The 13452-nt window shown below is 58.9% G+C and carries 11 protein-coding genes; 5 read left to right on the top strand and 6 right to left on the bottom strand.

Going from position 1 to position 13452, the window contains the following annotated elements:
* Together VL547_RS22540 and VL547_RS22535 are read left to right on the top strand one after the other, a co-directional pair.
* Positions 1-344 (top strand): hypothetical protein (locus VL547_RS22540; protein WP_325582236.1); only part of this gene is annotated, 344 nt, incomplete at its 5' end.
* On the top strand, positions 334-531 hold the full coding sequence (locus VL547_RS22535) for a hypothetical protein (protein ID WP_325582234.1): 198 nt from the start codon (positions 334-336) through the stop codon (positions 529-531). The genes VL547_RS22540 and VL547_RS22535, both read left to right, overlap by 11 nt.
* 1 nt (position 532) lies before the next feature.
* Here the strand turns inward: VL547_RS22535 and argS are convergent, their stop codons facing one another.
* From argS to VL547_RS22510, 5 genes are all read right to left on the bottom strand, one after another.
* The gene (gene argS, locus VL547_RS22530) at positions 533-2305 is read right to left on the bottom strand and encodes an arginine--tRNA ligase (RefSeq protein ID WP_325582232.1); all 1773 of its coding nucleotides are present in this window, start codon (positions 2303-2305) and stop codon (positions 533-535) included.
* A 59-nt stretch (positions 2306-2364) separates the two neighbouring features.
* Positions 2365-3144, bottom strand: a complete 780-nt coding sequence (locus VL547_RS22525; protein WP_325582230.1) for a hypothetical protein — start codon at positions 3142-3144, stop codon at positions 2365-2367.
* A gap of 211 nt (positions 3145-3355) precedes the next feature.
* Positions 3356-3829 carry a hypothetical protein gene (locus tag VL547_RS22520; RefSeq protein ID WP_325582228.1) on the bottom strand — a complete coding sequence of 158 codons (474 nt, stop codon included), beginning with the start codon at positions 3827-3829 and terminating at the stop codon, positions 3356-3358.
* A gap of 448 nt (positions 3830-4277) precedes the next feature.
* The gene (locus VL547_RS22515) at positions 4278-4979 is read right to left on the bottom strand and encodes a hypothetical protein (RefSeq protein ID WP_325582226.1); all 702 of its coding nucleotides are present in this window, start codon (positions 4977-4979) and stop codon (positions 4278-4280) included.
* Positions 4961-8974: a hybrid sensor histidine kinase/response regulator gene (locus tag VL547_RS22510; RefSeq protein WP_325582224.1), complete on the bottom strand. Its 4014-nt coding sequence runs from the start codon at positions 8972-8974 to the stop codon at positions 4961-4963. Before VL547_RS22510 ends, VL547_RS22515 begins: the two co-directional genes overlap by 19 nt.
* A 53-nt stretch (positions 8975-9027) precedes the next feature.
* On the opposite strand from VL547_RS22510, the gene prfB reads away from it, so the two are divergent.
* Positions 9028-10120, top strand: a protein-coding gene (gene prfB / locus VL547_RS22505) for a peptide chain release factor 2 (protein WP_325582222.1) whose coding sequence is annotated in 2 segments (ribosomal slippage) — positions 9028-9075 and positions 9077-10120 — 1092 coding nt in all. Because the reading frame shifts where the segments join, the coding sequence is not laid out codon by codon here.
* Here the strand turns inward: prfB and VL547_RS22500 are convergent.
* Positions 10117-11127: a hypothetical protein gene (locus tag VL547_RS22500; protein WP_325582220.1), complete on the bottom strand. Its 1011-nt coding sequence runs from the start codon at positions 11125-11127 to the stop codon at positions 10117-10119. The genes prfB and VL547_RS22500 overlap by 4 nt on opposite strands.
* Positions 11128-11175: 48 nt before the next feature.
* Between VL547_RS22500 and pruA the strand changes: the two genes are divergently transcribed.
* Positions 11176-12801, top strand: a complete 1626-nt coding sequence (gene pruA / locus VL547_RS22495; RefSeq protein ID WP_325582218.1) for an L-glutamate gamma-semialdehyde dehydrogenase — start codon at positions 11176-11178, stop codon at positions 12799-12801.
* An 11-nt stretch (positions 12802-12812) separates the two neighbouring features.
* Positions 12813-13334 carry a bifunctional pyr operon transcriptional regulator/uracil phosphoribosyltransferase PyrR gene (gene pyrR, locus VL547_RS22490; RefSeq protein WP_325582216.1) on the top strand — a complete coding sequence of 174 codons (522 nt, stop codon included), beginning with the start codon at positions 12813-12815 and terminating at the stop codon, positions 13332-13334.
* Positions 13335-13452 lie beyond the last annotated feature (118 nt).

Raw genomic sequence — 13452 nt, 5'->3', positions numbered from 1 at the left:
GCAGTTATGTACAATTAATCCATACGGCTCAGCAGAAAGGGTATATAGTCACCCTGCTTTTCTTTTGGTTGAGCTCGCCAGAGTTTGCCAAAGACCGGGTGGCGGCCCGTGTACAAAAAGGAGGGCACAATATACCCTTTGATATAATTGAACGTCGTTTTTATCGCGGAATCGCCAATCTGTGTCAACTATTCATGCCGATATGCGATGATTGGGCTATTTTCAACAATATGGCCCAAGAGTCCAGGATTGTTGCCATAGGTGGCAAGGATGTTGACGGTTTGATTGCAAATGGCGATATTTACAGTACTATTGTTCGCCAAAGTCAACACGATGAAAAATAGCGGAAACGATATTTTTGCACGCGCGGAAAAAATCAATGAGGGCATTCAAAAAGCCATAAGGAAGATGATAGAACGCGAGGCAGCCTTGAACGGAAACCTCGTCATCGGCGACGAGCACGGCTTCAAAACCGTCCCCGCCAAGGACGTCCTGCGCGAGCTGAACGAAGAAGCCGCAAAAAAGGCGTAGCCTACATCCTCTCCGGCACCTCGATCCCCAGCAACCCCATCGCAAACGCGAGCACGTTCCCCGTCATCTGGGCGAGGGCGAGCCGCAAAGTACGTTTGCCCGAAGATTCGGCGGAGCCGATGGAATGCGCGGCATAGAAGGAATTGAAGATTTGTCCCAGCCGGAAGGCATACCCCGCAACGAGCGAAGGGTCGTGCTCTACACCCGCGTTGGAGACGATGGACGGAAATTGCTCGAGGGCAACGAGCAGCTCTTTCTCCAGCGGCAACAGCGGCAATGCGTCGGCCGGTGCCACGGCGCCCGCAAACGCTTCGCGGCGCAGCACCGACTTAATCCGCGCATGCACATACTGCACAAACGTCGCCGTAAACCCGTGCAAGTCGATCGACTCCTCCGGATTGAAGAGCATTTTCTTGCGTGGATCGACGCGCAGCAGGAAGAACTTCAGCGCTCCCAGGCCGAGGACCGAAAACAGCGATTCCCGCTCGGAAACCGTAAAATCGTCCACCTTGCCGAGCTCGAGCGTCTTGGAACGCGCCAGGTCCACCATCTCCGTGATGATATTGTCCGCATCCACGACCGTCCCCTCCCGTGTCTTCATCCGCCCCGTCGGTAATTCGACCATCCCATAGCTAAGGTGATAGAGACCGGAAGCCCCGGGGATGCCCAATTTCTCGCAGATCAGCTTTAGCACCTTGAAGTGGTAGTTTTGCTCGTCGCCGACGACGTATATGCTTTGGTTGCAGTCGAATTCTTTGTACTTGAGGTCGGCCAGGCCGATGTCCTGGGTGATATATACGGACGTGCCGTCCCGGCGGCGGACGATCTTCTGGTCCAGTCCGTCGGCGGTCAGGTCGATCCAGACGCTGCCGTCATCCTTTTGAAAAAACACGCCCTTACGCAAGCCCTCGTCCACCATCTCGCGGCCCAGCAAATAGGTCTCGCTTTCGTAATAGACCTTGTCAAACGTCGTCCCGATGACCTTGTAGGTCTGATCAAAACCCTCGTATACCCAGCTGTTCATCCGGCTCCAAAGCGCCATAACCTCGGGTTTCCCGGCTTCCCAATCGACCAGCATCTGCTGTGCGGCCTTCATGATGGGGGCTTCTTTTTCCGCATCGGCGGCTGGTACGCCCTCGGCCACGAGCGAGGCGACCTGGGACTTTAACAAATCGCCAAAAAGGACGTAGTAGTCGCCGACAAAATGGTCGCCTTTAGTACCGGTGGACTCCGGGGTGGCGCCCTCTGCGAACATCTGCCAGGCAATCATGCTCTTGCAGATGTGGATGCCCCGGTCGTTGGCGATGCAAGTGGTAAAAACGTCGTATCCGCAGGCATCCAGGATATTGGCAATGCTCCGGCCCAGGAAGTTGTTCCGCAGGTGCCCCAGGTGCAACGGTTTATTGGTATTGGGCGAGGAATATTCCACCATGACCCGCTCCCCGCGGCGGGGCAACGCCCCATAACGGGGGTCCGGCGTAAGCACCAAAGCCCAATAGCTATCCGCTATCGTCAGGTTCAAAAACCCCTTGATCACATTATAGGCGCTAAACAGTGAAGGCTGTGAAGACACCAGGTAATCCCCCAGCTCGGTGGCGAGCCCATCGGGCGATTTGCGCAGTTTTTTGACCAGGGCAAAAACGACGACCGAATAGTCGCCTTCAAACTCCGGCTTGGTCTGGTTGATCTGGAAATCCCGGGCGTCGGCTTCGAGGCCGTATAGAGCTAAGAGCGCCGATTGAACCGATTGGGTGATAATAGAAGTAACAGCCATAAGGGCCTGCAAAGGTACAAAAAAAGAGGGGAGTCGTTTACACTCCCCTCTTTAATACGTTAGAACCCGCCGCCGCCCGGAGGAGGTCCCCCTCCGCCGCCGCGGAAACCGCCGCCGCCAAAGCCGCCGCCGAACTGCCCACGCGGGCGCTCGCTTTCGGGTTTGACGTCGTATCCCTTGGGCACGTCGAATTCGGTATCCTTTATATCCGCGTTGGTCGTCACCTTGGTCACCTTGTATTCGATCCGGGCGCCATTGAAGACATTCGTGGTAAAGGCCATCGGGAAACCCTTGATCTGGTTGAAGCCACCCACGTTAAAACCACGTCCGCCGGTCTGGATAGGTTCCTTGATCGGCAGGTCGGTCGTATACCACACGTCGGTGGTCATGGTCCGGCCGGCAAATGACAGCGTTACAATGGCCTTTTTACAGGTAACCCCCGCGATCGTCCTGGTGGAGTCGACGTATTCGACCGTGGGTTCGCGGCGCTGAACGGGATTGCCCGCCGAATCCAGGCGCTGGGGCCGGGTCCGGGGCGTATCGATGGAGAAGTACCCGTACTTGCGGCCGCCGTTTTCGTACAGCTGGGTCGTTTTCTTGGCATCCTTGTCGACGATGGTGATGTTGTGGGAGACGTCGGACTTCGATTCCGACTTGACGTGGGCCCCCTTTACCCAAACCGTGATGTTTGTTTCCTGGGGCGGGTTGGGGTCGTCCCCGCCATTGTCCGGCGGCGTAAAGACCTGGGTGGCCTTGATGATGATCGGCGCCGTTTCCTGGGCCCGGAGCGTCAGGGACGCGCCCGCCAGCAGGGATAGCAGTAAGAAGTGCTTTGTCATGCCTAAAGTTACCGGCAAAACCGCCCCTCCCCAAGAAATTCGCGGCCAACCGTCCTAAACCTGAGACGAACGGGTGAGCGGGGGCCAAAAGCCGCCGAATGTCGTCCACCGCCCACCACCGAACGCCGTCCGCCGGGGACGCAAAAAATTGGGCTAGTGAGAACACCAGCCCGCAAGAGACATGAGAAAACTAATAACTGAAACTTTCTGCTTATTTAGAACTTGCAACTTCCATACCATACTGACGAGCAAATTGCTGGTGGATGGCGTTGTCGGAAGCTATTAACAATTTTGTCAGAGTTGCGCCCTGGAAATCAGGAGCCTCGAGGGCAACAGCCTTCCGGTGGGCGGCGTTCATCTGCTGGTCTGCATCCTTGGCAGCGGCCACGGACGTCTTGTCGAGTTTGTTACCCAATACGGCGGCGCTCATCTGCAGATCCGTCAGCGCGTCGGCGCGGGAGATGGATTTGTGATCGGTATAAGCCGCGGCATAGTTCAGGGTCATTTGGGCGTCGGCGTTGACTACCTCGAATTTGAGGTTAGCGGCGACTTGGGCGAATTCGGCGGCGAACAGCGCGTCCGGGGCGTCAGCGACGCGAACAGCGGTCGTATCCTTCAGGCTCCCTGCAAACGAAGACAGGGACATAAGGAGTAATAAGCCGGTAGTGTTGATAATCTGTTTCATATAAAAGGTCTTTTTTTGTGTGTTTGTTTGTGATACAAAGATATGTCTTAAAACGGGTACTATGCAATGCAAGATACTATGTCTGGTTAATTTAGCTATATGAGCGGTCATTTTTCGTGACCGGTAGTTTTTTTGTTTACAATCGAAGATTTTGCTGCAGATAGAAGGGCTTTACGCCAGGGGAAAGTCTAATTCCAGGTGCAGTTCCAAGCAAGTTTTTCGTCGAATGAGGCTTCAGCAATCGCCTTCTGAAGTAGTCCTGAGGGTTGTCGTTCTCTTTGGTACCGGATAGCGCCGCAAAGTTACGAATAATTTCCGAACTAGGTACATTCTATTGTGAATAAATTGCAAAATCCTTTAACGTATAATGAGACGCGTGGGAAAGAAAAAGGTTACACGCCCGCTGGCTTTTAACATCTTATATAGGAAGACCGGCGGTAAAAGAGCCCTAGCGGGCCGAATGACCGGTAGCCTGAGCCAAAGAATCGGCGAAAATCCGGGCGGCCTGGATAGCGATCGAAAGGGTGGGCGGGGATGACAACAAGGACCGGATATCCTGACGACGGAGGAGAATGCCGACATAGAAGGCATTAGAAGATCGCGTCAGCGCCGGGAGCGACGCCCCGAGCCCGATATAATCCGCATATCCCTCCCACAACCATACGGGCACCCGCCGATGCCAACGCCCCAGGTAGTGAGAGCACAGGCTGTGCGTGATCTCATGCGCTATAAAATAGGAGAGGGGCCGCTCGTCCCGCCACCCATGGAAAGGCTCCAGCCGCCCCGCGCGCAAATCGGCGGGGTGTATAAATATGTTCCGCGTCAGCCGGTCGTCGCAAAGTCCGCCCAGGTAGGTGCGTCCGCGCGTAAAAAAACTGAACTCCCCCAAATCACCAGCAATAAACACGCGCTCCTCAAATGACGTATCGTACAACGGCGACCGCGAAAGCAACGACGCCACGGAGTCCATGGTAACGGCTAGCGCGGACGGCAGCGAGTTGCTGGTATAAACAGATATATTCCCCTTATACCGCGTATGGTAAGAAAAGAACGCCGACGGCCACAAAAGACACCCCAGGTACAAGAAACCGAGGACGACTACGGATCCGCTGATCCAGCGCAACACCCTGATCATGCGGGGCCGCTCCATTTCTTGAGGCTTTGCAACAACTGGTCGAGCTGGATGGGCTTGGAGACATAGTCGTTCATCCCCGCGTCCAGACAGGCCTGGCGGTCGCCCTCCATGGCGTTGGCGGTCATGGCGATGATGACAGGCTGAGCGCCGCCCCGGGACCGGATCATGCGCGTCGCCTGTAACCCGTCGATCTCCGGCATGCTTACGTCCATAAGGATCACGTCATAGGGCGAAGACGCGCTTTTGTCCACCGCCTCCCGGCCGTTGACGGCTTTGTCGGGCTGGTAGCCCAGCTTTTGCAAGATGTGCTCGATCAACTTTTGGTTGACGGGGTTGTCCTCGGCGACCAGGATACGCAATGGGTTTTCGGTGGCAAACGTCGGGTCGAGCGTTTTCCGGACCGGGGCCGGCTCGGGCCTCCTGCCGGCGGACAGGGCGTTCAGGAGCGCGCCCAGCAGCAGTGGTTGACGGATGGGTTTGTGCAGTACGGCCTGGAAAGGGTTTTCGCGTTGCGGATAGATGTCGTCGGCGGTCGAGCTGAGCAGGATCACGGGCACGCCCGGCAGCGCCTGCGCCATGGCCGCGCCCACCTCCTTTCCGTTCATCCCCGGCATCTGCATATCGGTCATCACCAGGTCGAAAAACTGCCCCTGCCGCACCAGCGACAGCGCCGCACGACCGGATTCGGCGCTCGTGACGGCAAGCCGCCACTTGGAGAGCTGTTTCTCCAGTATCTGCCGGTTGGTGGCGTTATCGTCCACGACCAGCACGCGCTTACCGGCAAGGTCGACCGTATCGGGCGACGCGGCCGGGAGCGGAGCAGCCCCCGTGGCCTTGGAAGCCCGTATCGTAAAACGGAAGGTCGTGCCCTCGTCCTCCTTGCTGGCAACGCGGATGCTTCCACCCATGAGGGTGACCAGCTTGTCGCATATAACCAGACCCAGCCCCGTCCCTCCATATTGCCGGGTCGTGGATGCGTCCACCTGGGAAAAGGCCTTGAACAGCCGGTGGAGCTTGTCCTCAGGGATGCCGATACCCGTATCGCGGACGGTGAAGGCCAACCGGTCGGGGCCGTCCGCGCCCACGTGCAGGAACACTTCCCCCTTCCTGGTGAACTTGACCGCGTTGGAAACCAGGTTCGTCAGGACCTGGCGCAGCCGGATCATGTCCCCACGGATAACCGTGGGGACATTTTCTTCAATGTCACAAACAAGGTCGATGCCCGCCTCCGCCGACCGCGGGCCGAAGAGGTCCAGCACCTCGCCCACGCACTCTTCCAGGGAAAAGTCCCGGTCCTCGAGCTCCATGTGCCCCGCTTCGATCTTTGAAAAATCGAGGATGTCGTTGATCACGGAGAGCAGCGTCTCCCCCGAGTGTTGGATCGTCTTCACGTAGTCCTGCTGCTCCGTCGAAAGGTTCGACTCGGACAGCAGGGAAGACATCCCGATAACGCCATTGAGCGGCGTGCGGATTTCGTGGCTCATCATGGCTAGGAATATGCTTTTGGCTTCGTTGGCTTCGCGTTCTTTTTTGATGGATTCCGCCAGCTGCCGGGTGCGCTCGAGCACCTCCCGCTCCAACGACAGTTTTTGCCGGGCGATACTGCGCACCCGCAAATAGATGATCCCGTAGACCAGGGCGATCAGCAGGAATGCGAGGAGCGCCCGGAACCACCAGGTCAGCCACCACGGCGGCATAATGACCAGGCGGACGTTCAGGAGCTTGTCGGACCATTGCCCGGTGTTGTTAAAACCCTTTACCTGGAAAGTATACGACCCCGGGTCCAGGTTGGTATAGGTGACCGAATGCCGGATGCCGATGTCGTTCCAGCCCTTTTCAAAACCCTGTAGCCGGTAAGCGTAGTGCTTCCTGTCCTGGGTCGTGTAGTTGAGCGAAGCAAAATCGAACGTCAGGACCGAACGGTTATACGGAAGCGTGATGTCCTGGCGGCCGCCTTCCTCCTGGCGGACCGCGCCGGTTTCGTTTTCCCCCGCGTCGAGGCTTATTTCCTTATTAAACAGCGAGAACTTGGTCAGCACCAGCGGCGGGTCGAACTGGTGCGGCTTTATGCTGTCCGGGTGGAACACGGTAAAACCGCCCGTGCCCCCGAAATAGACCGTCCCGTCCGGCGTTTTCCAGGCGGAGTGCGCCTTGAATTCGCCGGGTTGTAACCCATAAGACGTCGAAAAGTTCCGCGTGGCCCCGGTAACCGGGTCATAGCTCGTGATGCCCTTGTCGGTGCTCATCCACAGCCGGCGGTGGTTGTCGGTTTCCAAGGCTCGGATGATGTTTCCTCCGAGCCCGTCCTTTATAAGCAGGACCTTGAACGTCCCGTCGCGCCGGGACCACCGGTTGAGGCCATAGTTCGTCGCGATCCAAATATCGCCGGCGGCGTCTTCGAGGATGTCGTTGATCGCGTTGTTGCTGATGCTGTTGCCGGTACTGTCGTGTGCATAGTGGGATGGCCGGCCGCCGGCGCCCAGGACGTCGATCCCCTTGTCGAAGGTACCGGCCCAAACGAGCCCGCGGCTATCCACCAGTATCTTCTGGATATTATTGCTCGACAGACCGCCATAGTGTACGATACGGCCGGTGGCCGCTACATACCGGTCCAGCCCGACGCCAAAGGCGGCGATCCACATATCCCCGTTGCGGGGGTCCGCCGACAGCGCGCAGATGTTATTCCCCGAAAGCCCCGCGGTGTCCGCGCCGTGCCTGAAGTACCGGAGTACCCGGCCCGTGGTATCCATTTCCGCCAGCCCCTGTGCAACCGAGCCCGCCCATACATGGCCGCGACCGTCGCCGTCTACGCTCCAGACGTAGTTATTGCCGATCGACAGGGCCACTCCCTGTTTGTGCAGGATGTGGCGGATTTGCCCCGTGCGCGTGTCCAGGACGTCCAGACCACCCCCGTCGGTCCCGATCCAGACCTTCCCCGGGGTGCCAAAGAAATCCAGTACGCTGTTGTTGGACAGCGAAGCGGGGTCCTCGCTATGGCGGTATACCTGGAATAACCCCATGTCCCGGTTGAACAGGTCCACGCCCCCGCTGTACGTCCCCACCCACATATTGTTGTCCCTGTCCCGGAAGATCGAATAGATCGAATTGTTGCTCAGGCTGTAGTTGTCGATATCGTCTTCCGCCAGCCGTTCGATGCGACCGTCGGCATACAAAAGGTTCAACCCGCCGTTCTCGGTCCCGATCCACATCGTATGATCGGCGTCCTCGGCGATCGAGAAGATCATGTCGTTGGACAGCGAACCGGGTGCATCGCCGTGACGATAGTGCCCGAACCCGCTCTTTGACGGCAGGAGCAGGTCGACCCCGCCGCCCCCGGTACCTACCCAAAGGCGCTTCCGGTCGTCTTCGAACAGCGTCGTCACCACGTCCGAGCTAAGCGACGCCGCGTCCTGGTCCCGCCGGCGGAAGAACCCCAGGAGCCGCCCCCGGCTATCCGCTGTCGCCAGACCGTTGCCGCGGGTACCCAGCCAGATATCCCCGCTGCCCGATTTCAGGATACAAACCACGTCCCCCAGCGGCAGGTGCGCCAGGATCCTCCCGTCGGTTTCCCGGATCAGGAACGCGCCCTGGGTCTCGGTCCCGATCCAGATGTTCCCGTCCCGGTCGAGGGTGATACAGTTGACAAAGACGTCCGGGACCGGGTGCACCGGCGCGAACTTCCCTTTTCCCGGCTCGTACCGGCAAACCCCGCCCCCCCAGGTCGCCACCCAGAGACACCCGTCCCGGCCCTCGACCATCCCTTTTATGGAGTTGTTGGGCAGGCTCAGGGAATCCGCCACGTCATACCGGAACACCGTAAACTGATAGCCGTCATAACGGTTAAGCCCATCCTGCGTACCCATCCAGACAAACCCGCGCTGGTCCTGCAGGAAACAAGTCACATTGCTTTGTGAAAGGCCGTTGGCCGTCCCCAGCCGGCGGAATTTTACCCGGTGATACTGTCCCGAAACGTGGACGCTGATTAGGAGGAGTAGGAGAAGGAGCCTCAAGGGTATGTATTGGATACTACAAACATAATTAAAATGTTTTACCTTCGCCCGCTATGACACAAGAGCAGATAAAAGATATGAGGGACCGCCTGGTCGTCCTGGGGAGGTATCTTTGACGTCCCGGACCGCAGGGAAAAGATCGCCCGGGACAAACAACTGACCCTGGCCCCCGGATTCTGGGACGACAACGAACGCGCCACCCAGATCCTCAAAGACATCAAGCTGAACGAGTACTGGGTAAAACTCTACGAGAACGTAGAAGCCTCCATAGAAGACTTCACGGTCCTTTTCGACTTCTGGAAAGAAGGCGAGGGGTCCGAAACCGAAGTCCGGCAGTCCTATGACCGGGCCCTCCAGGTCATCGACGAGGCCGAGTTCAAAAGTACCCTCAACCAGCCCGAGGACGAGCTGCCCGGTATCGTGCAGATCAACTCCGGCGCCGGGGGTACCGAAAGCCAGGACTGGGCCGAAATGCTCATGCGGATGTACCGTATGTACGGAGAAAAACAAGGCTGGTCCGTCTCCGAGCTCGACCTCCAGGAAGGCGAGGGCGCGGGTATCAAAAGCGCCACGCTCCAGTTCGACGGGCCCTTTGCCTTTGGCTTCCTCAAGGCCGAAAGCGGCGTCCACCGCCTGGTCCGGATATCCCCCTTCGACGCCAACGCGCGGCGGCATACGTCGTTTGCTTCCGTTTTCGTCTATCCCCTGGTCGACGACTCCATCGAGATCGAGGTCAATCCCGCGGACCTGGAATGGGAATTCTATCGTTCCGGCGGAAAGGGCGGTCAGAACGTCAACAAGGTCGAAACCGCCGTCCGGCTGAAGCACATCCCCTCCGGCATCATCGTCGAGTGCCAGCAGGCCCGCACCCAGGGCGAGAACCGCGAAAAGGCCCTGAAAATGCTGAAATCCCGGCTCTACGAGGAAGAATTGCGCCGCCGCGAGGAGATGAAGAACGCCGCCAACGCCTCCAAAAAGAAGATCGAGTGGGGGTCGCAGATCCGCAGCTACGTCTTCCATCCTTATAAAATGATCAAGGACCACCGCACCGACTACGAGGTCAACAACATCGGGCCGGTCATGGACGGGGAGCTCGACGGGTTTATCAAGGCGTACCTGATGATGGCAAAGGACGTCGAAGCCTAAGCCGTCTTCGGCCGCCGTGCCAGCCGGTACGTATACCTCAGCCACGCGGCCAGGTTGCGCCTTTTCTCCATATCGATGATGAGCTCCTGCCTGGAATACTTATCAAAAGGCGGCGTCAGCTCCTGCAATTGATCCAGCGCGATCATCCCAAAGGCGCATATCCCGGCCATGGCCAGGCGGAACGGCGCACGCCGGCGCTCCGGGACCTCGAGCGCCTCGACGGTGCGCAGTATCCCGTTCACCTGGTCCTCGAAAAACACGCGGAAGACCGCCACGTCGCGCATCCGCAGGGGTAGCGTATCCATGTTGTCCCCAAGGTCCTTATAGATATCGAAGAGGTCGTTGGTGAGCTGGATGATCGTCCCGATCCGGTACCAGCAGTCGCGCTCCGCGGGGGTGGGGGAGGCGTCGAGGTAAAAGCTGCAGAGCAGCACCGACAAGCCGCCCTTGCGGAACGTGATCTCCCGCAGCGCATCGTCGGAGAGCCGCGTGTCCGGCGCGCCCACCGGGATGGCCACGCGTGCCTGCTTCTTCGAATCCCACTGCGCCGTAAATAATTTCCGCGTCAGCGACTCATACATCGTTTTTTCCCGCACATGGTCCCGCAGCAGCAGGTGCGAATCCCGGAACACCGACTCGTCGAATGTCCGCGGCACAAAGCCCGCGGGCTCGAACGACAGCGCCAGCAGCTCGTCCTCCGGCAGCGCGATGATGTCCGTAAAGTCGTCGAAGAGCGAGCTGCAGATAAAGTAGTGGATGAACCTCAACTTCTCCGCGGTGCTGGTCGTGCGGCCGTGCAGAAGCGTAAACGCGTCGCACATCATGGGATTATAAATGCCATAGCTGACCGCGATCTTGCGCCGGGTGGCGTCGGTGAACCGGCCGCCGTATTTTTTCTCAATGTCTCCCAGTAAGGCGTACGCCCGGCGGGTTTCGATCCGACGTTGACGGAGGATATATACGGCGGCGCGGATCACCTGGGAGGAGAATCGGAAAAAATACCCCATGGGCTGCAAGAAAGGGACATTTCGTAACTTTGGCGAAATTTTTTTTCCATGAGTGTTGGCGATTTTGTTTACCCCCTGCCTGTGAACGAGCCCGTGCTGGGTTATGCGCCGGGGAGCAAGGAAAGGGAACTTTTGCAGAAAGCGCTAAAAGAGATGAAGGCGGAGACCGCCGACATCCCGATGTATATAGGCAGCGACGAGGTACGGACCGGTAAGACGGTAACCCTTCATCCGCCCCACGAGCACAAACACGTCCTGGGGAAATTCCACGTCGGCGACAAAAGCCATTTCGCCAGGGCCATCGACGCCGCGCTCACCGCCCGTAAGGCGTGGGCCGACCTAAGCTGGGCCAACCGCGCCAATATTTTCCTCAAAGCCGCGGACCTGCTGGCGACCAAGTACCGCTACCAGGTCAACGCCGCCACCATGCTCGGTCAGAGCAAGAACGCCTACCAGGCCGAGATCGACAGCGCCTGCGAGTTGATCGACTTCCTCCGCTTCAACGTACACTTCCTGACGGAAATATATCGCCAGCAGCCCATCAGCTCCCCCGGCGTCCATAACCGTCTCGAATACCGCCCGCTGGAAGGCTTCGTGGTGGCCATCACCCCCTTCAATTTTACCGCCATTGCCGGGAACCTGCCCTCGGCGCCCGCCCTTTGCGGGAACGTGGTGGTCTGGAAACCCTCCGACACCCAGGTGCTCGCCGCGAACGTAGTCATGAAAATATTCAGGGAAGCCGGCCTGCCCGACGGCGTCATCAACCTCGTCTACGGCGACGGCCCCGAGTTCGGGGATACGGTCTTTGCCCACAGGGACTTTGCCGGGGTACACTTCACCGGTAGCACCCGAACGTTCAACCACATCTGGAAGACCATCGGAGAAAACGTCGCCCGTTATCGCACGTACCCTCGGATCGTCGGGGAAACCGGCGGCAAGGACTTCGTACTGGTCCACAAAAGCGCCCACGCCGACACCGTCGTCACCGGTCTGGTCCGCGGCGCGTTCGAATACCAGGGCCAGAAGTGCTCCGCGGCTTCCCGCGCGTACATCCCCTCCAACCTCGCCCCTGCCATCAGGGCCGGTATAAAGACCGCCGTGGAGACCATGAAGATGGGCACCGTCGAAGACTTCGGCAACTTCATCAACGCCGTGATCGACGAGCGGTCCTTCGACAAGATCGCGGGCTATATCGACAAGGCAAAATCGTCCAAGGACGCAAAGATCCTCGTCGGCGGCACCTATGACAAAAACGCCGGCTATTTCGTGGCCCCCACGGTCATCGAAACCAGCGATCCGGCCTTCGTCACGATGTGCGACGAGATATTCGGCCCCGTACTGACGATCTATACCTACGAAGCCGACGACTTCGAAAAGGCGCTCGACCTCGTCGACGGCACCTCACCCTACGCCCTGACGGGCGCCGTTTTCGCCCAGGACCGCGCCGCCGTCGAACGCGCCACCCAGCGCCTGACCCACAGCGCCGGCAACTTCTACATCAATGACAAGCCCACGGGAGCGGTCGTCGGCCAGCAGCCCTTTGGTGGCGCCCGCGCCTCCGGCACCAACGACAAGGCCGGCTCCGCCCTCAACCTCTACCGCTGGCTGAGCGCCCGCACCATCAAGGAAAACTATAACCCGCCCGTGGATTATCGCTATCCCTTTTTAGGATAACTTTACCCCCTATGACGAGCATCCTCCTCCAACCCGAGCAACTGCGACTGACCATCCAACGCCTGGCCCACGAGCTGACGGAGGACGGGTTGGATTTCAAGCATACCGTTTTTATCGGCATACAACCCCGGGGCATCAAATTCGCGGACCGCGTCATCGACGAAATCCGCCGTTTGTACCCCGGGGAAAAGGTCCTCTACGGCAAGCTGGACATCACCTTCTACCGTGACGACGTCCGCGAAGGCATTCGCCTGGCCAACCAGACCTCCATCGACTTCTCCGTCGAAGGCAAGACCGTCATCCTCATCGACGACGTCCTCTACACCGGCCGCACTATCCGCTCCGCCCTCGACGCCCTGATCGACTTCGGCCGCCCCGCCCGCGTCGAGCTCTGCGCCCTCATCGACCGCCGCTTCAGCCGCGAGCTCCCCATCCAGCCCGACTATTGCGGCCGCGCCATCGACTCCATCGTGACCCAAAAGGTCCTCGTCGACTGGGACAGCGAGTCCGTCATCCTCCTGGAAGGCGCCTAGTTCAAATACCCCGACCGCACCATCCGCTCCGCCCGCCCCGTTCCGACGGCCCCTAAGCGCGCCCGCGGTATCGTGGCCCGCCGTGCCTCTTTTACCTCGTTTTGGCCTGGGCCCAGGC

It is taken from the genome of Dinghuibacter sp. (assembly GCF_035492835.1).
Taxonomy (GTDB): domain Bacteria; phylum Bacteroidota; class Bacteroidia; order Chitinophagales; family Chitinophagaceae; genus Dinghuibacter.
Note: the sequence above shows the minus strand (reverse complement) of the source record. Positions and strands in the feature narration are given on the sequence as shown.